Raw genomic sequence first — 21,704 nt, 5'->3', positions numbered from 1 at the left:
TAACCACAGTGTAGCGAAAGCGTAACGGCATAACTGTCAGCTAGATCGCAACTTGAAAGCTCAAACTCACTCACAGCAAAGTGACTTTGATGCTGATGTGGAATTGAGTGAGCACAGGCAATAAAAAAGAGAGCCTAAGCTCTCTTTTTAAGGATAAGACATTGATTAACTGTCTGTCGTTAACAGCCTGTCGTTAACAGCCTATAAATAGTCTTTCTTATAGTCAGTCGTGACAGCTTGCTCAAAATCCGAATGCTTAACGTCCTCATCATTGGTTTTTTTAGGCCGCCACCACCAGTTGAAAAAGCGGCTGCTAGCGTGCTTTATATCGTCGAGTATGATGTACAGCAGCGGCACTAAGATCAGCGTCACTACGGTCGAGAACAGGATACCGAAAGCGAGGGAGGTTGCCATTGGGATCACTATTTGTGCCTGTAAACTGCGCTCGAGAATAATGGGTACTAGGCCGACAAAGGTTGTGAGTGACGTTAAAATAATCGCCCTAAAGCGATAACAGCCTGAATCCACCGCTGCCTGTCTGACCGATTGGCCTTGCTCACGCGCTCGGTTCACAAAATCGACCAAAATCAAAGAGTCGTTTACGACAACTCCAGCAAGCGCCACGATGCCGCAAAGGCTTAATACGCTCATCGCGAGCCCCTGAATCAAATGACCAAACAGGGCACCAATAATCCCAAAAGGGATAACCGACATGATGATTAACGGCTGGCTGTAGGATTTTAGCGGGATAGCCATCAGGGCATAAATGGTAAACAGCGCAAAGAAGAAACCTTGCAGCAAACCGCCCATGGCATTCTGTTCATCTAAACTGCCGCCATCGAGCGCAGTTTGAATTTTAGGATACTTGGCTTGTAATTGTGGCAGGTAATCTTGTTGAATTTCCTGTACGACTTTTGAAGGTTCAACGATGTTTTTGTTGGCATTTGCCGTGATGGTAATTGCTCGCTTACCGTCAACACGGGTAATTGAGGCATAGGATTCACCTTTCTCAATTTGTGCCACAGTCGAGAACGGAACTGACGTGCCCTTTGGCGTACGGATCAGCATGTTTTCCAGATAACCCACAGTACGACGCTGCTCTAATGGATAGCGCACCATTACCTTGATTTCTTCTTTGTTGCGTAAAATACGTTGGGCTTCATAACCATAAAAACCATAACGTACTTGGCGGGCTAAATCAGAAAGGGTTAAACCAAGGGCTTCCGCCTCTGGACGTATCTTCAGGCGAATTTCATGGCTGCCCGAGGAGAAGTTATCAGCAATATCGTACACGCCCTCATAACTGGCGAGTTTTTGCTTTAGTTCTTTTGATGCCGCAGACAGTTCATCGAGATCGCTTGAGGTCAACCTGAAGGAAATATCGCCACCGGCATCATTGGTGCTCGCGTTAAAGCTGAGTTTTTTAACCGATAACAGTTCGGGCAATTGTTCACGCCACGCCGCAGCAATCGTCACGCCGTCGACTTCGCGGTCTTCGCCTTTGGTCAGTTCTGCAAAAATAAAAGCAGAGGTACGTGAACTCATGTTAATAAAGCTGTGCTTCACTACTTGATAGCCGTTATCTTGCTCCATTTTATCGTTCATTTTATACAGGGCTTCTTCTATGCTCTGTACCACCTTTAAGGTGTTATCTTCTGAGCTGCCCTCATCCATTTCAAGTTGAACTTGAATAAAATCTGATGGAATATCAGGAAAGAATACCCAACGTACTTTACCACTGGCAACTAGGGCTATTGACAGAATCAACACCCCGACAAAAACAGCCACTACATTGTATCTGTGCTTGATACAACGCTCGAGAAAGTGGCGATAACTGTGGTGAATAAAGTATTGCACTCTGTCGTTGAAATTAGCTTTAAAGCGACCCAAAAGTCCCCTTGGTGCGCCAGGCTTTTTAAACTTCATATGCGCTAAATGCGCTGGCAGGATGAGCTTAGATTCAATCAATGAGAACACTAAACAGAGAATGACTACCATACCGATGGATTTCCAGATAATCCCCATCGGGCCAGAAACGATCAACATAGGGATAAAAGCGGCAATCGTGGTTAATACGCCAAAGGTAGCGGGCATTGCCACTTTTTGCGCGCCGCGGATCACGTTTTCAACCGAGTGACCGTGGCGTTCGACTTCGGTGTAAGCGCTCTCACCAATGACAATAGCATCGTCGACCACTATCCCGAGCACTAAAATAAAGGCAAACAGGGTTAGCATGTTAATGGTCATTGAAAAAGGATCAAGTGGCATAATCAGCATAGTGCCAAGAAACGACACAGGTATCCCCATCATCACCCAAAATGCTAACTTCAGATCAAGAAATAGGGCTAGGATGATAAACACCAGTAAGGCACCGTAAAACATGTTTGACGTCATCATGTCTAAACGGCCCTTTAGGTAGTGAGTCATATCACCCCAAGTATCGAGCTGTGCGTTAGCGGGAAGCGTAGCGCGGCGTTTCTCAACATATTTTTTAACTTGGTCTGCAATATCTAAGGCGTTTTGGTCGTCAATGCTGGTGACTTCGATAATCGCCGCAGGTTTACCGTTGAAGCGGGTGTATTCCAAGCGTTCTTCAAAACCGTCTTTGATGCTTGCCACCTGCGGTAACATCACGCGGCTACCGTCTGGGCGAGTGGTGACAACGATATTCGCAAAGTCATCGCCGGTGTAAGCTTGCCCCTTAGTGCGTAGCAGAATATCGCCATCTTGAGCGCGAATAGAACCGCCGGGTAAATCAAAAGAGGAGTTTTGTACTGCTAACGCTACCTGTGAAAAAGTCAGGCCGTATTCACGCAGTTTGTCCTCTGAGGTTTCGATAGCGATTTCATAATCGCGTACTCCAGTGACTTTGGCGCGGGTTACTGCGGGGAGTTGGGTTAAATCATCACGTACTGATTTAGCCAATTCTTTCATATCGTGCAGTGATATATCGCCATAGACAGATACCCAAATAACGTTATTCTCGGGCTTAATTTGGTAGATGTTGGGTTTTTCAATGTTTACCGGAAAAGTCGAAATAGCATCTAATCGTAACTTGGCTTCATCGAGTACTGCTTGTACTTCATAGCCGTCCTCGACTTCAACTGTAATAGAGCCCACGCCTTCGCTCGCAACTGACGTGACTTTCTTAATGCCATTGATATCTTGAATGGCTTCTTCAATCTTGATGTTAATGCCTTCTTCAATTTCCTGTGGTGCAGCGCCGGGATAAGCGACGGAGATATTCAGTAAATTGAGTTCAAAAGAAGGGAACACCTCTTTATTGATTAAAACCGTACTAAATAAGCCGCCGATTAACAGCACCCACATTAGCAGGTTAGCGGCCACACTGTTGCGGGCGAACCACGCTAAAATCCCTGTTTGAGTGTCCATCATTTAACCTCAGTGGCCGCAAGACTCGATTCAGGCGTGTCTTCTGTTTGCATATTAATGGGTAGTGCTGCTTCGCCTAATACTTTGACCAGTTGGCCATTTGCCATATTGTTAAAGTGAGTTGTAGCCACTCGTTCACCCGTTTTTAAACTGTCCTTGATAAATACACTTTCAAGATCGCTACGAACGACATTGACATGGCGGATCTCAACAATATTTTTATCATTCACAAGCACAACTTGATCGTTACGGACCACATGGCGTGGTAATTTAACTATGCCATCGACAGTGCGGCCTTTAATAATGGCATTAACAAAAGCGCCGTATTTGAGCGGTAAGCTACCGACCACTTTATTAGCGCGTAAATACGGATCTTTTATTTCAGCAACTAAATACACCATGCGATTTTCTGCATCAATCACACCTTCGCTACGGACAATATTGCCTTGCCAGCTATTGTTTTTTCCGGCTAGAGAGGCGCTAAGCGTCACTTCGGTATCGGGATTATCAACAGACTCTAGGTAGGCTAAATCATCATTTGAAATCGGCAAGCGGATTTCGGCAATACTGGTATCGTAAAGCTCCCCTAGATTAGTGCCTAAGCTAACGTACTGACCTAAATCGACATTTCTTGCCTTGATGATGCCATCAAAGGGTGCGCGGATAACGGTGCGCTCAAGATTGCGTTGGGCACGTGCCAGTGCTGCTTGGGCATATTTTACGTTGGCTTGTTCTTTTTTGAGCTGCGGAATACGTAGGCCTAACTCAGGCGGTAAGCCCTTGTCATAGCCTTTAAATTCAATTTTAGCCACTTCACCGCGAGCAATTTCTTCGTTCAGTGCCGCAGTGGCTTGAGCTAAAGTAGCATCAGCCTGCATTAAGTCGGCCTCGTAATCTGAGGGTTCGATTTGGGCTAATTGTTCGCCTTTCTTGACTATGCCACCAGCAACAAAGTTTGCTGAAATTGTTAATAATCTGCCTTGAACTTCAGTTACCAATTGAGTTTTATATTTAGGGGTAACCACACCGTAAGAAGGTAAATTGAGTGATACAGTTTGTTGAGTCACCTGCAGGACATCGACAATAGGAACAGGTATCTCTTCAGCTTTTTGTTCTGGCGCCTCCTTCGTTTGCATTAATAAGGCTGCGCCCAAAACAAACAGTAGCAGAATAAAAAAAGGAGATAATCTCCTTAATAAGGTCTTCATCATATTATCGTTACATCCATGCTAATCGCGTAATGGGGGTTAAAGTATCAGAGTCGGCCACAGCAATAAATTTATTTTTGTAAATAAAATGTATCTAAAGAATAATGTTGTAAAATCTAACGCTTAGCTGTGTACGTTTATTGATGGCGGTAAGATCAACAGCGTGTGTGATTCGGGTTCGCTTTTTTGTTCGCTGAATGTGTTTTTACTGTCTATTTATAAACTTAGTCAAGTTGATAGAGGATCATGTTTAGGCTGGGTTCGTGGTTCGCTTTGTTGTTGTGTTCATCTTTATGTTATGGAGTATGTGCATAACCTGAGATCGGGATAAGCTCTGCGTCTCTACAGGTTATTTCTCCCTTTATCTGCGTTAACTTTGCTACTAATAGCCCACTATTAGGTATGTAAACTTGCCTTGATAACGGAAAAACTACCTCTGTAGAGTTAATTTTGCGAATAAGGTAATAAGATTAATCAGTTACCACAGCCACTATCTTGAGCTCAGGTTACATAATAAAAATGTAGCCAATATGCTGATAATAGGCGTGATAGGTATAAAAAAAGCCGCAAAAGCGGCTTTTTTTATAGAGTGCTAAAAAATGAATTACTTGTTCTTTTTTCTAGCAATCTTACTGGCTTTTTTAGCGGCTTCTTTCTTGCTGGTTTTCTTTGCAGCTTCTTTCGCTTTCACTTTGGCTTTTTTCTTACCCGGTGTGCGCGCTTCTTTATTCTTTGGACGCAGCTCTTCAATCACACGGCGTTTCAACGGCTGCTCGATATAACGCTCGATTTTACCTACGATACGCATGTCGTGGGCTTCGGCAAGTGAAATGGCAGTTCCTTTTGCGCCAGCACGGCCAGTACGACCAATACGGTGAATATAAGTATCGGCAGAGCGCGGCATATCAAAGTTGATTACATGGGTGATATCGTCGACATCAATACCGCGTGCAGCCACATCGGTCGCCAGTAATACGTTAACTTCACCTTTAGTAAAGCGGCTCAAGGCTTGGAAACGTTTCTTTTGCTCCATATCGCCACGCATGAAGGCGCAGGGAATGCCAGCTTTGAGTAACAGACCGTCTAAGCTAGAAACGAGCTCGCGCGTTTTCACAAATACGATAGTGCGTTTAACATCTTCTTGGCGCAGTAAATGACATAGCAGTTCAAACTTATGTTCTTTATCGTCCGCTAAGTGGATCCACTGGTGGATTTTAGCTTTTTCGCTACGTGGGGCTTCAACATCGATTTCAATCGGGTCGTTGAGTACTTCACGGGCAAAACGTTGTACGCCGCCGCCTTCTAAGGTGGCAGAGAACAGCATATTTTGTTTACGGCCTTGGGCTTCAATCGCAATCGCTTGCACAACCGAAGAGAATCCCATATCTAACATGCGGTCAGCTTCGTCGATAATTAAAATATCGACTTCTTGAGCGTTGAAGTTACCTTTATCAAGATATTCCATCAAACGGCCAGGGGTCGCAACTAGGATGTCCACGTTGCCGGCTAAGGCTTCTTCCTGTGGTCCGTAAGGCACGCCGCCAGTGACAATCGCGATATCTAAATCTTGGCCTGTGGCTAAATGGCAGGCATAGCGATGAATTTGGCTAGCTAACTCACGGGTTGGCGTGAGAATAAGGATACGAGCTTGCCCTGCAAAACGACGAGGGAAGTCAATTAAATGCTGTAGTGAAGGCAGTAAAAAGCTCGCAGTTTTACCTGTTCCTGTCGGGGCGCGCGCTAGAATATCTCTTTGCTCTAGGGCATAAGGGATAGTTTCTTGCTGAATAGTGGTGGGTGAATGATGCCCCATGGCATTAAGCGACTCTAATAAGCTAGGGTCAAGCTGGAAATCTTCAAATTGCATGCGCAGCGTCTCGACGGATATATAGCGCAGCATTATAAAGGTTATAGCGGTTAACTTAAATGACTTACTCTAGATCTCCGGTGTTTATCTTCTCAGTCGCTCAGGTTTTATGGTCGTAGGTATTAGCTAAATGCTTTTAGCTCAATGTATTAGCATTTGATTTGCGGGGTATTGCGCCTTTCATTAACTTTATCAAACTTAACTCTCTTTATGTAAAGTCTCAGAGGTGAGCCCAGTATCAGTATTTAAGGTAAAAATCTTGTATCAATTGCACCATAGTTTGGGTGTATTGGCCTGAAAGTTCTCGGATAATGATGTCACTGCTTTTAGGAGCCATTTCAGGCTGAGTTTTATGTGCAAGTACGCAAAGCACTCGATTGGCACTTTTCCCTACAACGCTGATAAGGTGAGTTATTTCAATCAAGCTGAGTTGTGAGAGTGCTAAACAATCATTAAAACGCGCCATACTCTGCATCGGTAATATAAGGCTTGCGTTTCCTTGCGGTGCTAGGCACACATGAATAGCATCGAGTAATGCGGTAAAACTTAAGCTATCAGTGTGACGGGCCATCGCGCGCTGGGATTGTATTGCTTGTGTGCCTTGTTCAAAATAGGGTGGATTACAAATGATATGCTCAAACTTCCCTTGATATTCAACCTGTTGGCAAAACTCTTGTATGCTGCTATTCACTAAGGTCAGTCGATTAACCCATGGGCTATTACCAAAGTTATGTTGGCAAGCATGGGCGGCACTTGCGTCTAACTCAACTGCGGTAATCTGTGCTTGGCTACGCTGCGCGGCCATTAAACTGAGTAAGCCACTACCGGCGCCGATATCTAAGACAGTTTTTGCTGTGGTTAGTTGAGCCCACGCGCCTAAGACGACACTATCTGTGCCTACGGCCATGCCGCAATTCATGTCGTCGATATGAAATTGTTTAAAAGTAAATGCCATTGATAGTTTGCTTTGCCGTTTGAGTGTGATGAGCGTTCAATTGGGAATGGGCATTATTCTAAAGCCTGCCTTGGGTTTTTAGCTACCGCTTTTAAACAAATGCAAAGACTTGAGTGACATAAGCCCTATTGCAGAGGGAGCTCATTTTTATCCTAACAATCCAGATTTCACTTAATTACCGCTTTAATTTATTGCCTCGATAACCTGTAGTTAGCAGTACATTAGCATTATTTTACCTTTTTAAGCCGCCAAGCCTAGTTATCTTGCATTAGCGTTGCAAGTTTGGTATTAGTTTCGCCCCCATTTTTAATCACTTTATTGATTAACGGATAGGTAAATGAGTTTTGTGGTGAATAAATAGACGGTTACGTCATGTTTAGCTTCGTCACTGTTTATTAACTCAGCAGATATTCAATATATTTACCACGGAAATGTGTAAACATAGATTTGCATTCCAAATGGGCTTTGTTTTAGCTATGGCTAATCGACACATAATCACTTAAGTTTGTAAAAAAACAATAAGACTAAATGGGGCTTCCAGTGCAAGACAATCACATGAGTATCGGGGATACATTGGGCTTAGGTTTTATGACCTTTGCATTTTTTTTGGGGGCAGGTAACTTAATATTTCCGCCGTTTGCTGGCATGTTGGCGGGGGATAATATGCCCTTCGCTATGTTGGGTTTTTTAATTACCGCCGTAGGTTTACCTTTAGTCGGACTGATAGCTGTCGCTAAGGCTCAAGGTAAGGTTATGGCTATGCTGCCTGTATTTGCAGCAACGACATTGGCTATCGCGATTTATATTATTATTGGCCCTGCTTTTGCGGCGCCGCGTACCGGTTTAGTGGCCTATGAAATAGGGGCTAAACCTTTTATAGATAACACCACAGCTACGTTTTTATTAGGTAATTTAGAACTCAACCTGTCGCAGTTGTTGTACACCTTGTGTTTTTTTGCTGTCACTATGCTATTAGCGCTTTTTCCTGGGAAATTGCTCGATAGTGTCGGTAAAGTATTAACACCAATCCTACTGATCTTATTGGTTGGATTAGCAGCCTCAGTGATCTTTTTACCCGCATCTGAAGTCGGCCAAGCGATGGGCGACTATCAAAAACATCCGCTTACCAAAGGTATTTTGGAAGGCTATAACACTATGGATACGCTCGCGTCCTTAATGTTTGGTATGTTGATTATCGATATTCTACGAAAAAAGGGCATATCAGAACCGAGCGCCCAAACTCGATACCTGATCCGCGCCGCCTTTATTGCTGCTGCAGGTTTAGCCTTCGTTTATGTGTCGTTGTTCTTTTTGGGTGCAACGGCAGGTGATATCGCGATTGGTGCTAAAAACGGTGGCGAAATTTTAACAAACTATGTCACACGTGAATTTGGCGATTTGGGTTCAATCTTACTTTCTACCGTAGTGACCTTAGCGTGTTTAACCACTGCTGTCGGTTTAGTGAGTGCTTGCTCTGAGTTCTTTAATGAACTGATGCCAAAATTGTCCTACCGCTTTTTGGTAATCTTTTTAAGTATAATTTGTGCTGTGATTGCAAACGTAGGGCTATCTCAGTTGATCGCGATTAGTATTCCAGTGCTAATGACTATTTATCCGGTAGCCATTGCGCTTGTAGTGGTGACTTTTCTGACGGCTTATTTTGCTAATCCGCAGTTTGCGCACCGTGCAGTGTTGAGCGTGGCGTTACTGTTCGGTATTTTCGACGGCCTTAAAGTGGCAGCGAGTAGTCTGACAGGCGCTGACGGTCAAGCGGTTAATGGCATGGCGCAGGGATTTATCCATATCGTTGATTCAATGTCTCCGGTGTTGTCTATGCTGCCGCTGTATGAAGAAGGTATGGCTTGGTTACTCCCCACAGCTGCAACGATTGCACTGTGCTTAGTATTCGGTCGTGGCCGAGGTCAAGTGGCTGCAGCTTAAATTTTATGATGAAGACTTACAGGCTCAGTTCAATTAAGCCTATATAGATTTAACCACATTTAATTTAATATCAACGGCGTATCATTTGATTACGCCGTTTTTTTATGGAGAATCTGTGCCTAAGACTTATCAGAGTGACCCACTTATTGATGCTTTTCTTGATGATATTTGGTCAAGTAAAGGGCTGAGTGATAACACGCTATCGGCTTATCGTACCGATCTGTGCCATTTTGAGCGTTTTCAAATTCAGCAAGAGGTTACGCTACTCGCGGTTTCTCAAGCTGATATTCGGGCGTATTTAGCCTTTAGGGTCGAACAGAATTTTGCGCGTACCAGTAGTGCTCGGCTACTCAGTAGTTTACGGCGTTTCTATAGCTACCTTATACAGACTAAACACATCACAACGGATCCCTTGGCGTTAATCGAGTCGCCCAAATTAACCCGTCATTTACCCGACTCATTGAGCGAGCCGCAGGTCGAGCGTTTGTTGTCTGAGCCCAATGTAGAAGATGCCGTTGAATGCCGCGATAAGGCGATGCTGGAGCTGTTATATGCCACAGGTTTAAGGGTGAGTGAACTCGTTAGCCTGACGATGGAACAAATGAGCCTGCGCCAAGGGTTAGTGCGGATTGTCGGTAAGGGCGGTAAAGAGCGCCTGGTGCCACTGGGTGAGTTGGCGATTACTGAAGTCGAAAGCTATATGAAATTTGCTCGCCAAGAACTGCTCAGTAATAAACAATCCGATGTGGTGTTCCCGTCCAAACGCGGACAGATGATGACTCGGCAAACCTTTTGGCATCGAATCAAGTTATATGCCCTGCGTGCTGGGATTGAGACTGCATTGTCACCACACACATTACGCCACGCTTTTGCTACCCATTTGCTCAATCACGGTGCCGATCTGCGGGTGGTGCAATTGCTGTTAGGTCATAGTGATTTGTCGACAACACAAATTTATACTCATGTGGCGCGCGCAAGGTTGCAGGAGTTGCATCAACAGCACCATCCTAGAGGTTAATAAAGGATTTAGTTACAGCATAAATTTGCTTTCCGAACGGCTTGCCTGTAACTTTTCGCCCCCATAGAGGGTCTATTAAGTATATCGAATTTGAACGACCTCAAAATCTCTTCGTAGAGACTCAATTTATAGGATGCCCCATGAAGTTAACCCGAGCATTATCTTTAATTTTTGCCCTTGTTGTTGCGCCTCTTGTGAACGCAGCAACGGCGACCTCGCCAGATACTGCGGCGATTAAGCAAAAACTGACCGAGACGTTAGATGTTGAAGTCATTTCTATGCAAGACTCACCCATTGACGGTTTGTATCAGGCTATGACCAACCGCGGTGTACTTTATATCACTCGTGATGGCTCAAAACTGTTTCACGGCAGCGTATATGACTTAGATAAAGGCATGAAAAACTTAACCGAAGCCGCATTAGCTGGCCCACGTTTGGAAATGATGAAGCCGCTTGAAGATAATATGTTGGTTTATAAAGCCAAAAACGAAAAGTACGTCGTCACTGTATTTACCGACGTTAGCTGTGGCTATTGCCGTAAATTGCACAGCCAAATGGATGAATACAATAAACTAGGTATTACCGTGCGTTATTTAGCGTTCCCGCGTGCGGGTGTACCTTCGGCCAATGCCGACGAGATGCAGGCGATTTGGTGCGCTAAAGATCCTTTAAAAGCCATGACAGATGCCAAAGCGGGTAGCAAAGTCGTCGCGGCTACATGCGATGCTAAGATTGCCGAACAGTATGCTTTAGGGGCAACATTTGGTGTTAATGGTACACCTGCAATCGTGTTAGACGACGGTAATATGATCCCCGGTTATCAACCCCCTGCAGACTTATTACGCACCTTAGAGGCGCGTCAATAATACTCAGAACCGTAAAAATTATCCCACTAAAGGTGAGCTTAACGCTCACCTTTTTGTTATCTTATCGCCACGATTCCCTCAGAGTAAGAGTCCCTTGATCCATAAGATAGTCCGTCGCCCAACCGTTGATGATAGCCATTTACCCGCTCATCTTTCGCCGCTATTAAAGCAGCTTTATGCTCGTCGCGGCGCGCTAACTCACGAGTGTGAACTTGCTCTGAAGGGGTTGTTAAGGCCTGACACCATGAAAGGTTTAGCTGAGTCTGCGGCACTTATCGCTGATGCAATGCAGGCGAAGAAATCGATTTTAATTGTCGGTGATTTTGATGCCGACGGCGCAACCTCGACCAGCGTGTGCATGTTGGCGCTGCGGATGATGGGCGCGACCAAAGTGGACTATTTGATTCCCAATCGCTTTGACTACGGCTACGGCTTAAGCCCTGAAATTGTTGCTGTTGCGGCGACTAAACAAGCCGAAATGTTGATTACGGTGGATAACGGTATTTCATCCATTGATGGCGTAGCCGCGGCCAAAGCCTTTGGCATGCAAGTAGTGATTACTGACCATCATCTACCCGGACATGAATTACCTAATGCCGATGCAATCGTCAATCCGAATCAACCCGGTTGTTCATTTGCCAGTAAATCGATTGCTGGCGTCGGGGTCGCTTTTTATTTGATGACGGCGTTAAGAGCCGAACTGCGAGCGCGAAACTGGTATCAAACGCGCGGTATTACTGAACCTAATTTAGGCTCTTTGCTCGATATCGTTGCCCTTGGCACCGTTGCCGATGTGGTGTCACTTGATGCCAATAATCGTATTTTGGTCGAAGCGGGTTTGCAGCGTGTGCGTGCTGGGCGCTGCCGAGTGGGAATTACCGCATTGCTTGAAGTGGCGAAGCGAAACCCTGCGCGTATCGTTGCATCCGACTTTGGTTTTGCCGTAGGCCCAAGACTTAATGCCGCAGGGCGGTTGGATGAAATGGCGCTTGGCGTTGAAACACTACTTTGTGAAGACATGATGCTTGCCCGCCGCATGGCTGCGGAGCTTGACGGGTTAAACCAAGAGCGGCGTGAGCTTGAAGTGGGTATGCAGCAAGAGGCATTGAAAACTCTTGAGCAATTAAAGCTCAACGAAGCCGAATTACCTTGGGGCATCGCTTTATTTCAAGAAGATTGGCATCAAGGCGTGATTGGTATTTTAGCCTCGCGCATTAAAGATAAATACCACAGACCGGTAATAGCCTTTGCCGATGCGGGCAACGGTGAAATTAAAGGTTCGGCGCGCTCGATTAAAGGGCTGCATATGCGTGACTTACTTGAACTGGTGAACACGCGTAACCCTGGGCTGATTATCAAGTTTGGCGGTCATGCGATGGCGGCTGGGTTATCACTTAAAGCCGGCAGTTTTGCTACGTTTGCCAAAGCCTATGATGATGCGGTGCGTGAACAGCTTAAAGCGGAGTTATTAACCGGTGAGTTTTGGTCCGATGGTGAACTTACCCCAACAGAGTTGAATCTGGAGATGGCGCAGTTATTGCGCAATGCTGGACCTTGGGGGCAAGCCTTTGAAGAACCGCTATTTGATGGTTACTTTACCATAGTGCAACAACGTCTCGTTGGTGAGCGTCACCTTAAGTTGGTGCTTGAAACCCAATGCGGCACAGTGATGCTTGATGCGATTGCTTTTAATGTGGATTTACACACATGGCCCGATGCAACTATTCGCCACGCCCGTATTGTTTATAAACTTGATGTGAATGAGTATCGCGGTAACTTCTCGTTGCAACTCATGGTTGAGCAAATTGAAGCCATGTAGCTACTCGCATGTTGTATCGCTTGACTATAAACGCACGGTCAGAGCACTGAATTCATCATACTTTCGCGGCGGGCGGAGTTAAATTCGGGCATTAACATTTAATTGCTCTTTGGTGTGATTGAATAGATATAAAAATAGCCAGCAATGCTGGCTATTTTATTGGGTTATCTCAAAGCGTATCGTAGATTAAGCAGCTTTGGTCTCAGCGGTTTCTTCATCACTATGGCGAATTAAGTAATCAAATGCGCCCAATGATGCATTTGCGCCGCTGCCCATGGCAATAATGATTTGCTTGAAAGGGGAGTCAGTCACATCACCTGCGGCAAAAATACCTGGAACAGAAGTTTGTCCGCGTGCATCAACAATAATTTCGCCCCTTGGGGTTAAATCAATGGTGCCTTTCAACCATTCTGCATTGGGTACTAAACCAATTTGTACGAAAATACCTGCAAGTGTGACATGGTGGCTATCACCTGTTGCTCTGTCTGTGTAGTTAAGGCCATTCACTCGGGTGCCATCGCCAGTCACTTCAGTGGTCATCGCTTGGGTAATAATAGTAATGTTACCCATAGAAGCCGCTTTACGTTGCAGTACATCGTCGGCGCGTAGGGTTTTATCAAACTCCAGTACCGTTACGTGCTCGACAATATTCGCTAAATCGATAGCAGCTTCAATACCTGAGTTACCGCCACCAATCACAGCTACGCGTTTACCTTTAAATAACGGGCCATCGCAATGTGGGCAATAAGCCACGCCTTTGCCGCGGTATTCTTTCTCACCGGGGACGTTCATTTCACGCCAGCGGGCACCTGTGGCCAATAATATAGTACGGCTACGTAATTTAGCGCCGCTTGCTAACTCAAGTTCAAACAAACCGTCAGTGCCTAACGACACGGCTTTCTGGTTGTCCATGATATCAACTTCGTAGTCTCTTACATGGGCTTCAAGGTTTGCTACAAGCTTTGGACCTTCAGTCGATTTGACTGATATAAAGTTTTCAATACCTACTGTTTCAGCCACTTGTCCGCCAAACTTGTCGGCAACAATACCAGTACGTAAGCCTTTACGCGCGGCATAAATAGCCGCTGCAGCACCTGCTGGGCCACCGCCAACCACTAATACTTCAAACGGGGCTTTTTCAGCAATTTCATCAGCCTTACGGCTGGCGGCATTGGTGTCGAGTTTATTCAAAATCTCGCCAATACTGATGCGACCTGCGGCAAACACTTCGCCGTTTAAGTAGACGGATGGTACAGCCATTATGTTGCGGCTATTCACTTCGTCTTGGAACAAAGCACCGTCAATCATCACGTTAGTGATATTTGGGTTGATTGCGGCCATCATGTTCAGTGCCTGAATGACATCAGGGCAGTTTTGGCAGGTCAGAGATACGTAAGTCTCAAAGGCATATTTGCCGGGCAGATCGCGGATCTGCTGGATAATCTCATCGCTGAGTTTAATTGGGTGTCCACCCGTGTGCAGTAAGGCCAGCACAAGTGAAGTAAATTCGTGACCCATAGGCAGACCAGCAAAACTAATTTGCGTATTAATCTGTGGGTTTATTACTGTCATTGCTGGGGTGCGTTCGCCCTGAATTTCTTTCAGGCTCACCAAAGAAGAAAGGCTGACAATGTCTTGCGCTAAACTTTTTAATTCTTGAGATTTTTTAGACTCGTCTGCAGACACGACAAGTTCAACTGGTCTCTTGAGGTTTTGCAGGTAGGTTTGCAGTTGATTTTTTAAATTCGCATCTAACATGTGATAACTCCAAAATTGCTTAAAAGGGAGAGATAAAAGGCGCCAGTCTAGGCCCATGCAGGGGCGGGCTTAGTCCTTTGCAATGTGGCGTTGCAGTTTCGGGGTGCAACGCCACTTAACTCAGGGTGCTAGACTGGCGGGGTTGACGCTTTGGGCTAAATTAGATTTTGCCAACTAGGTCTAAAGATGGTGCTAATGTGTCATCACCTGGCTGCCATTTAGCTGGGCAAACTTCACCATCGTGAGTCGCAACATATTGAGCAGCTTGAATTTTACGAACTAGCTCTTGAGCGCTACGGCCAATACCTAAATCGTGAACTTCGCTAACCTTGATTTGGCCTTCTGGGTTAATAACAAAAGTACCACGCAGTGCTAAACCGTCTTCTTCTATCATCACGCCGAAGTTACGGCTGATAGTGCCTGTTGGGTCAGCCAACATTGGGAAGTTAATCTTCTTAATGGTGTCTGACGTGTCATGCCATGCTTTGTGAGTGAAGTGAGTGTCAGTAGAGACTGAGTAAACTTCAACACCCATACCTTGTAGCTTTTCGTAGTAATCAGCCATGTCGCCTAATTCAGTTGGGCAAACAAAGGTAAAGTCAGCAGGGTAGAAGAATACCACTGACCATTTACCTAACAGGTCTTGCTCTGTCACTGGAACGAATTCACCATTGTGAAACGCAGTGGCTTTGAATGGTTTGATTGTGCTGTTGATAATTGATTGAGTCATTTTTATGCTTCCATATAGTTGATGATTGCTTAAGTTCATAACGAGGACGTTTGCTTGCGTCCTGTCGATGTGAAGCATACTACCGACTCGCTAATAATTAAGATAACGGATAAAAGCTATCATCCTAATCGGTTTAATAGAATACAAGTGAGATCTGGCCGGACTCAATCGGTTTACCACGCCCACTGCAGGTTTGGTGTGATTGGGGTTGCTCAGGGTTTTAGGCGAGTGCTTATCTGTGAAGGATGTGGGATAAATTTCAGGTATAAAAAAGGGATATCTATGATATCCCTTCAAACATAAATTCAATTAGAACAAGACCATTTTACAAATGCTTAGGTGCTGGCAAGCTAAATGTGATTACTGAGTCTTAGGCTGAGTTAGCCAAGTGCTGAGTAAACGTACGCCATAACCTGTTGCGCCAACTGGCACTACGGCGGTATCGGTGGCGGTTAACGCATTACCCGCGATATCAAGGTGTGCCCAAGGTTGTTCGCCCGCAAAGCGTTTTAAAAACATCGCCGCAGAAGAAGCGCCAGCACTTCCTTCTTTACCGGTATTTTTTAGATCCGCGATCGTGGATTTAATCTCATCAGCGTAGGCTTGATCTAACGGTAAACGCCATACTCTTTCATCAACCTGTTGTCCTGCATAGGTTAACTCTTTAACTAAGGCCTCAGAATCGGTAAACAATCCCGCATACACGCTGCCAAGTGCGCCGACTTTAGAGCCAGTTAACGTCGCGACATCAATGATAATCGAGGGTTTGTAGTGTTCTCGGGCATACCAGAGGCCATCGGCTAACACTAAACGACCCTCTGCATCGGTATTGAGCACTTCAACAGTAAGCCCTTGGGCCGTTTTAATCACGTCCCCTGGGAGCATCGCATGGCCGGATATCATGTTCTCTGCCATAGGCATAATCGCCACAACGTTGACCGCAGCCTTTTGAATCGCCATGGCTTTAATGGTGCCAAGTACCGTCGCCGCGCCCGCCATATCTGACTTCATCCGTGCGATTGAAGTGCCCGTTGCTTTGATATTGTAACCGCCCGAGTCAAAGGTAATGCCTTTGCCGACCAGTGCAATTGGCGCGTCTTTACTACCTGGCCAATGGGCGACGACTAACTTAGGTGGGCGCTCACTACCTTTACCCACCGCAGCTAAAGCGCCTAGTTGTAAGCGTTCGATATCTTTTGCTTCTAATACTGTGACTTTAACGCCGAGGGATTTAAGTTTTCTGGCTTCATTGGCAAAGCTATCGGGATACATAATGCCAGCAGGTGCGTTGGTTAAGTCGCGGGCTAAAAACACGCCTTCTTCAACCGCTTGTAAGTTTTTGTGGCGTTTCTGGTTGGCGCTTAAATCATCGACGGCAATTTGATAGTTTTTTTGCTTATGGGTACTGGCTTTAAACTGAGTGTAACGGTAGCTACGTAGCTCTATCCCATGGGCAAGCTCAGCAGCAAATAGTGGCGCGGCCGTTAAGCCTTGGGTAAATATACGCACCGTGGCCTGCGGAACAGTATCGAGTTTTGCAGCAATATTGCCCCCAATAGTATTAATGGAGCCTGGGGTTAAGATTTTTGCATCGCCAATGCCTACCAGTAATATCCGTTTAGCATCGATTTCGCTCGGTACTAAAATCTCGAGGGTTTCTCCCTGCTTACCTGAAAAAATATTATCCGCCGTTGCAAGGTTTAGTTGGTCTTGGGTCGACTGAGGTAAAAGGTCGATACCATAGGTGGTTGAATCAGCACTTTGGAATAGCACTAAGGTATCTGAGTTCAGTGAGCTACGAGTATCAAAACTAAAAATTTCGGCGTTAGCATTGAGAGGATTAAGGCCCGCCAGAGCCATAACGCTTAACATAAATTTGTGCTTATTTTTCATGGTACAACTCATATCATTGGAGTGTGAGAAGAATATCAAAGCTCAGCCTTAGGGTTAACTAATTTAAGCTATTTGGCTGAGATTAAGATTAAATCCAAGGCCCAAACCGCGTTAACGATCGCTCAAGGGCAAAGCCTAATTGCTGGGATAACGATTGGGCATTGCTTTTAAGGGCCGATGTACCTAAAAGCTGGGGTGTTTGGCTAGCAAAAATCACCCAATTACCGCCGCCCGTCAGGCAGGCGTCAACATGGGCAAAGTGCTGTTGTAAGTCGGCTAATAATTCGCGATTTTGGCTATGCTCTTTCCAGCAGTTCAGTACTAAATAACCGTTAGGTTTGATGAGTTTGGTGCATTGCTCTAGGAATACTGGCGAAAGCTGGCCTGCTTCGACTCCTTTGGCGGTGTATATATCGGCAAAAATCACATCGACTTTTTTATGCTCGCCAGCGGCTAAAAATGCGATGGCATCATCATTAATAAGATTCAGCTTTTTACCTATGGGGAGTTGGAAGTAGCGTTTAGCTAACTCAATCACTATAGGGCGTAATTCCACCGCCGTTAACTTTATGGCTGCGTCGAAATTGCGTAGAGAGTGAATAATCGAGCCACCACCTAAACCTAAAACAATAGCGCTCTTGGGCTTACAAAATAGCAAAACTAACAACATGGCTTGCACATAAGTATGCTGGGGGATATGTGGCGCAGCTTTTAAAATTTTACTCTGCTCATCATTATCCCCAAAGGACAGGATCCGTGAGTCGTCATAATCGATTACGCGAATTGGGCCTAATTCATCTTGAGTTTCATATAAGAGGGTAGAATCAACCATATTGAATCAAATACTCGGTTTTGCTGCATGGCTTGTTTGCGTGTGCTATAACTCAGCGCGCAAAAAAGTTAGAATTCAGACAGTTTAGTTAATTGAGCGGCTATTATGACAAATCAAATCCTGCTTGCCTGTATTTATCTTGCAGTGTTTCTCTTTTTACAGCGTGCATTAACCCATTGGGTGCGCAAACTTGCGCAAATGAAGCAGGTGAGTGTAACGCGCACCAGTTTAGTTACGCGGTTTATCTCATATGTGATGTTCTTTATTACACTATCACTGATGGCGGTCTCTTTAGGGCTTGGCTATCAGGATGTATCGCTATTTGTTTCCTCTGCTTTTGCGGTAATGGGCGTCGCGTTAGTGGCGCAGTGGTCAATATTAAGTAACTTAACGGCGGGTGTACTGATTTTCTTTGTATTCCCTTACCGCATAGGCGAACGTATTAAGGTGGTTGATAAGGATGAGGACATCAGCGGCGTTATTGTTGAAATCGCTTTATTCCATGTACTCATTCACCGTGATAACGGCGATATGGTGACTTACCCTAATAACTTGATGTTGCAAAAGGCGGTACTAAAGCTAGCCGATCAAACTCCATTAGCTCAGCGGCAAGCTCAGTCAGACAGTAAAAAACGCTTTGACCCAGAATAACCGGCAAACTTTCGCACATCTTGATAGCGCATCTACCTCGCTGTGAATGTGTTAGCTCGCCTTGATTCATAACATGAGGTTGAGCTCAGCTGTTATGATCTTAACCTTATTACCTACTTCTACTTCTACTTCCTCTTCTTTATATAGCTAGTTAACCAATGATGAAGTCATAACGTGCGTTTGGAGCATCCATGTCACTTTCTTTGACATGGCTTGTTTGCTGTATGACAAATGCCGACTTAAATTGATTCACAGGCATTAAATAGCGGTTTTATCCCAAATAGTATTGCTCCTAGCTACATGACTTGAGTCATCAACACACTTATTCGCCATTATTAATAAGCCAAAGTTGCTGGTTTTGTGGATAAGTCTGGGGGTAAGCGGTGGGTAGGGTGTGTCTAGTGTAGACATCGGCAATTAACGGCTAATTTAGTGAAAAAAGGGGTTGCACAAAATCTCCTGCTGCCTATAATGCGCATCCACTGACACGGCGATGCGCGTAAGCGATACGGCGAGTGAGGTTGAATTGAACAGGTTACTCTCTGTTGAGAATGGCACTTAATTCAACAGCAGCAAGAAGTTGTAAAAAACTCCTTGACGCACAATGGGAAATGCGTAGAATACGCAGCCCTAGCCACCTGGAAGCATTTGATGCTCAGCGTGGTACTCAGATTCTCTGATGAGATTGAGTTGCTCTTTAACAATATAAAACAAGAAATCTGTGTGGACACTCACAGGTGTTGAGTTAATCGAAACTGCTTAGCCTTTGGGTTGGCAGTCAAAAATTTAAATCAATGTAACAATGAGTGTTCATAGCAATATGTACAGTTTGTTTCTGCTTCCTTTATAAGGATGTGGAAACAAAAAATCAGAATTCATTGAGCCGCTGATTGGCTTCTTATTTATAAGAGGTTGAGAAGCAAAAAAACTTTAATTGAAGAGTTTGATCATGGCTCAGATTGAACGCTGGCGGCAGGCCTAACACATGCAAGTCGAGCGGCAGCGCAAGGGAGTTTACTTCTGAGGCGGCGAGCGGCGGACGGGTGAGTAATACCTAGGGATCTGCCCAGTCGAGGGGGATAACAGTTGGAAACGACTGCTAATACCGCATACGCCCTACGGGGGAAAGAAGGGGACCTTCGGGCCTTTCGCGATTGGATGAACCTAGGTGGGATTAGCTAGTTGGTGAGGTAATGGCTCACCAAGGCGACGATCCCTAGCTGTTCTGAGAGGATGATCAGCCACACTGGGACTGAGACACGGCCCAGACTCCTACGGGAGGCAGCAGTGGGGAATATTGGACAATGGGGGCAACCCTGATCCAGCCATGCCGCGTGTGTGAAGAAGGCCTTCGGGTTGTAAAGCACTTTCAGTAGGGAGGAAAGGTAGCGTGTTAATAGCGCGTTACTGTGACGTTACCTACAGAAGAAGGACCGGCTAACTCCGTGCCAGCAGCCGCGGTAATACGGAGGGTCCGAGCGTTAATCGGAATTACTGGGCGTAAAGCGTGCGCAGGCGGTTTGTTAAGCAAGATGTGAAAGCCCCGGGCTCAACCTGGGAATTGCATTTTGAACTGGCGAACTAGAGTCTTGTAGAGGGGGGTAGAATTCCAGGTGTAGCGGTGAAATGCGTAGAGATCTGGAGGAATACCGGTGGCGAAGGCGGCCCCCTGGACAAAGACTGACGCTCAGGCACGAAAGCGTGGGGAGCAAACAGGATTAGATACCCTGGTAGTCCACGCCGTAAACGATGTCTACTCGGAGTTTGGTGTCTTGAACACTGGGCTCTCAAGCTAACGCATTAAGTAGACCGCCTGGGGAGTACGGCCGCAAGGTTAAAACTCAAATGAATTGACGGGGGCCCGCACAAGCGGTGGAGCATGTGGTTTAATTCGATGCAACGCGAAGAACCTTACCTACTCTTGACATCCACAGAAGAGACCAGAGATGGACTTGTGCCTTCGGGAACTGTGAGACAGGTGCTGCATGGCTGTCGTCAGCTCGTGTTGTGAAATGTTGGGTTAAGTCCCGCAACGAGCGCAACCCCTATCCTTATTTGCCAGCACGTAATGGTGGGAACTCTAGGGAGACTGCCGGTGATAAACCGGAGGAAGGTGGGGACGACGTCAAGTCATCATGGCCCTTACGAGTAGGGCTACACACGTGCTACAATGGCGAGTACAGAGGGTTGCAAAGCCGCGAGGTGGAGCTAATCTCACAAAGCTCGTCGTAGTCCGGATTGGAGTCTGCAACTCGACTCCATGAAGTCGGAATCGCTAGTAATCGTGAATCAGAATGTCACGGTGAATACGTTCCCGGGCCTTGTACACACCGCCCGTCACACCATGGGAGTGGGCTGCAAAAGAAGTGGGTAGCTTAACCTTCGGGGGGGCGCTCACCACTTTGTGGTTCATGACTGGGGTGAAGTCGTAACAAGGTAGCCCTAGGGGAACCTGGGGCTGGATCACCTCCTTACCTATACGACTAACTTAATGTTTGTTGAGTGTTCACACAGATTGCTTGTTTAACTTCTCTTAGGAGAAGCAGAGCGAAACATCCCTCTTGCAGGTAGATGTTGTTCTTTAACAATTTGGAAAGCTGATAGTGATTAACATGATGATGTCTGTCGTTATGTTAATTACAAACCGATGTAAGTGTGGAAACACTTGCATCATGAGTTCTCAAACACTTTATTAAGTGTCTTGAATATTCAAAGTGAAGTATTTTGCTGTGGTGGCAGAGTATTTCACGTCTAAGGCGCGTCCACTTCCTGG

At 45.6% G+C, this 21,704-nt stretch carries 13 protein-coding genes and 1 rRNA gene; 6 read left to right on the top strand and 8 right to left on the bottom strand.

Annotated elements, in window-relative coordinates; genetic code table 11:
• Positions 1-201: 201 nt before the first annotated feature.
• The 4 genes from C9I43_RS12045 to C9I43_RS12030 form a co-directional block, all read right to left on the bottom strand.
• Entirely contained in the window at positions 202-3,393 is a 3,192-nt protein-coding gene (locus tag C9I43_RS12045; protein WP_107883605.1) for an efflux RND transporter permease subunit, read from the bottom strand.
• Positions 3,393-4,604, bottom strand: coding sequence for an efflux RND transporter periplasmic adaptor subunit (locus C9I43_RS12040; RefSeq protein ID WP_107883604.1), 1,212 nt, complete (start codon positions 4,602-4,604; stop codon positions 3,393-3,395). Before C9I43_RS12040 ends, C9I43_RS12045 begins: the two co-directional genes overlap by 1 nt.
• A 601-nt stretch (positions 4,605-5,205) precedes the next feature.
• Positions 5,206-6,468 carry an ATP-dependent RNA helicase SrmB gene (srmB, locus tag C9I43_RS12035; protein ID WP_076498035.1) on the bottom strand — a complete coding sequence of 421 codons (1,263 nt, stop codon included), beginning with the start codon at positions 6,466-6,468 and terminating at the stop codon, positions 5,206-5,208.
• A gap of 238 nt (positions 6,469-6,706) precedes the next feature.
• Positions 6,707-7,423, bottom strand: a complete 717-nt coding sequence (locus C9I43_RS12030) for a tRNA1(Val) (adenine(37)-N6)-methyltransferase (protein ID WP_107883603.1) — start codon at positions 7,421-7,423, stop codon at positions 6,707-6,709.
• Positions 7,424-7,951: 528 nt separating this feature from the next.
• On the opposite strand from C9I43_RS12030, the gene brnQ reads away from it, so the two are divergent.
• The 4 genes from brnQ (at position 7,952) to recJ (ending at position 13,067) form a co-directional block, all read left to right on the top strand.
• Positions 7,952-9,364, top strand: a complete 1,413-nt coding sequence (brnQ, locus tag C9I43_RS12025) for a branched-chain amino acid transport system II carrier protein (protein WP_181317880.1) — start codon at positions 7,952-7,954, stop codon at positions 9,362-9,364.
• A gap of 115 nt (positions 9,365-9,479) precedes the next feature.
• Positions 9,480-10,382, top strand: a complete 903-nt coding sequence (xerD, locus tag C9I43_RS12020) for a site-specific tyrosine recombinase XerD (RefSeq protein ID WP_107883601.1) — start codon at positions 9,480-9,482, stop codon at positions 10,380-10,382.
• 140 nt (positions 10,383-10,522) lie between these two features.
• Positions 10,523-11,248 carry a bifunctional protein-disulfide isomerase/oxidoreductase DsbC gene (gene dsbC, locus C9I43_RS12015; RefSeq protein ID WP_107883600.1) on the top strand — a complete coding sequence of 242 codons (726 nt, stop codon included), beginning with the start codon at positions 10,523-10,525 and terminating at the stop codon, positions 11,246-11,248.
• A gap of 94 nt (positions 11,249-11,342) precedes the next feature.
• Positions 11,343-13,067, top strand: coding sequence for a single-stranded-DNA-specific exonuclease RecJ (gene recJ / locus C9I43_RS12010; protein ID WP_107883599.1), 1,725 nt, complete (start codon positions 11,343-11,345; stop codon positions 13,065-13,067).
• A 186-nt stretch (positions 13,068-13,253) separates the two neighbouring features.
• Here recJ and ahpF read toward each other — a convergent pair whose 3' ends face one another.
• From ahpF to C9I43_RS11990, 4 genes are all read right to left on the bottom strand, one after another.
• Complete coding sequence (gene ahpF / locus C9I43_RS12005) at positions 13,254-14,825, bottom strand: alkyl hydroperoxide reductase subunit F (RefSeq protein WP_107883598.1); 1,572 nt, start codon at positions 14,823-14,825, stop codon at positions 13,254-13,256.
• Positions 14,826-14,985: 160 nt separating this feature from the next.
• Positions 14,986-15,555 (bottom strand): alkyl hydroperoxide reductase subunit C, encoded by a 570-nt coding sequence (ahpC, locus tag C9I43_RS12000; RefSeq protein ID WP_076497531.1) that lies wholly within the window; start codon positions 15,553-15,555, stop codon positions 14,986-14,988.
• A 360-nt stretch (positions 15,556-15,915) separates the two neighbouring features.
• Positions 15,916-17,448: a leucyl aminopeptidase gene (locus tag C9I43_RS11995; RefSeq protein ID WP_107883597.1), complete on the bottom strand. Its 1,533-nt coding sequence runs from the start codon at positions 17,446-17,448 to the stop codon at positions 15,916-15,918.
• An 88-nt stretch (positions 17,449-17,536) separates the two neighbouring features.
• Complete coding sequence (locus tag C9I43_RS11990; RefSeq protein ID WP_107883596.1) at positions 17,537-18,280, bottom strand: spermidine synthase; 744 nt, start codon at positions 18,278-18,280, stop codon at positions 17,537-17,539.
• A gap of 105 nt (positions 18,281-18,385) precedes the next feature.
• Between C9I43_RS11990 and C9I43_RS11985 the strand changes: the two genes are divergently transcribed.
• On the top strand, positions 18,386-18,931 hold the full coding sequence (locus tag C9I43_RS11985) for a mechanosensitive ion channel family protein (protein WP_107883595.1): 546 nt from the start codon (positions 18,386-18,388) through the stop codon (positions 18,929-18,931).
• Between the two features lie 931 nt (positions 18,932-19,862).
• Positions 19,863-21,405: ribosomal RNA gene (locus tag C9I43_RS11980) — 16S ribosomal RNA — on the top strand.
• Positions 21,406-21,704 lie beyond the last annotated feature (299 nt).

It is taken from the genome of Shewanella morhuae, from assembly GCF_003028295.1.
In the GTDB taxonomy this organism is placed as follows: domain Bacteria; phylum Pseudomonadota; class Gammaproteobacteria; order Enterobacterales; family Shewanellaceae; genus Shewanella; species Shewanella morhuae.
Note: the sequence above shows the minus strand (reverse complement) of the source record. Positions and strands in the feature narration are given on the sequence as shown.

Excerpts from the sequence above, each read along its gene's own strand:
- C9I43_RS12045 (WP_107883605.1), bottom strand. The coding sequence starts at position 3,393 with ATGGACACTCAAACAGGGATTTTAGCGTGGTTCGCCCGCAACAGTGTG.
- C9I43_RS11990 (WP_107883596.1), bottom strand. The coding sequence starts at position 18,280 with ATGGTTGATTCTACCCTCTTATATGAAACTCAAGATGAATTAGGCCCA.
- C9I43_RS11985 (WP_107883595.1), top strand. The coding sequence starts at position 18,386 with ATGACAAATCAAATCCTGCTTGCCTGTATTTATCTTGCAGTGTTTCTC.
- dsbC (WP_107883600.1), top strand. The coding sequence starts at position 10,523 with ATGAAGTTAACCCGAGCATTATCTTTAATTTTTGCCCTTGTTGTTGCG.
- ahpF (WP_107883598.1), bottom strand. The coding sequence starts at position 14,825 with ATGTTAGATGCGAATTTAAAAAATCAACTGCAAACCTACCTGCAAAAC.
- C9I43_RS12030 (WP_107883603.1), bottom strand. The coding sequence starts at position 7,423 with ATGGCATTTACTTTTAAACAATTTCATATCGACGACATGAATTGCGGC.
- brnQ (WP_181317880.1), top strand. The coding sequence starts at position 7,952 with ATGGGGCTTCCAGTGCAAGACAATCACATGAGTATCGGGGATACATTG.
- C9I43_RS11995 (WP_107883597.1), bottom strand. The coding sequence starts at position 17,448 with ATGAAAAATAAGCACAAATTTATGTTAAGCGTTATGGCTCTGGCGGGC.
- ahpC (WP_076497531.1), bottom strand. The coding sequence starts at position 15,555 with ATGACTCAATCAATTATCAACAGCACAATCAAACCATTCAAAGCCACT.
- C9I43_RS12040 (WP_107883604.1), bottom strand. The coding sequence starts at position 4,604 with ATGATGAAGACCTTATTAAGGAGATTATCTCCTTTTTTTATTCTGCTA.
- srmB (WP_076498035.1), bottom strand. The coding sequence starts at position 6,468 with ATGCAATTTGAAGATTTCCAGCTTGACCCTAGCTTATTAGAGTCGCTT.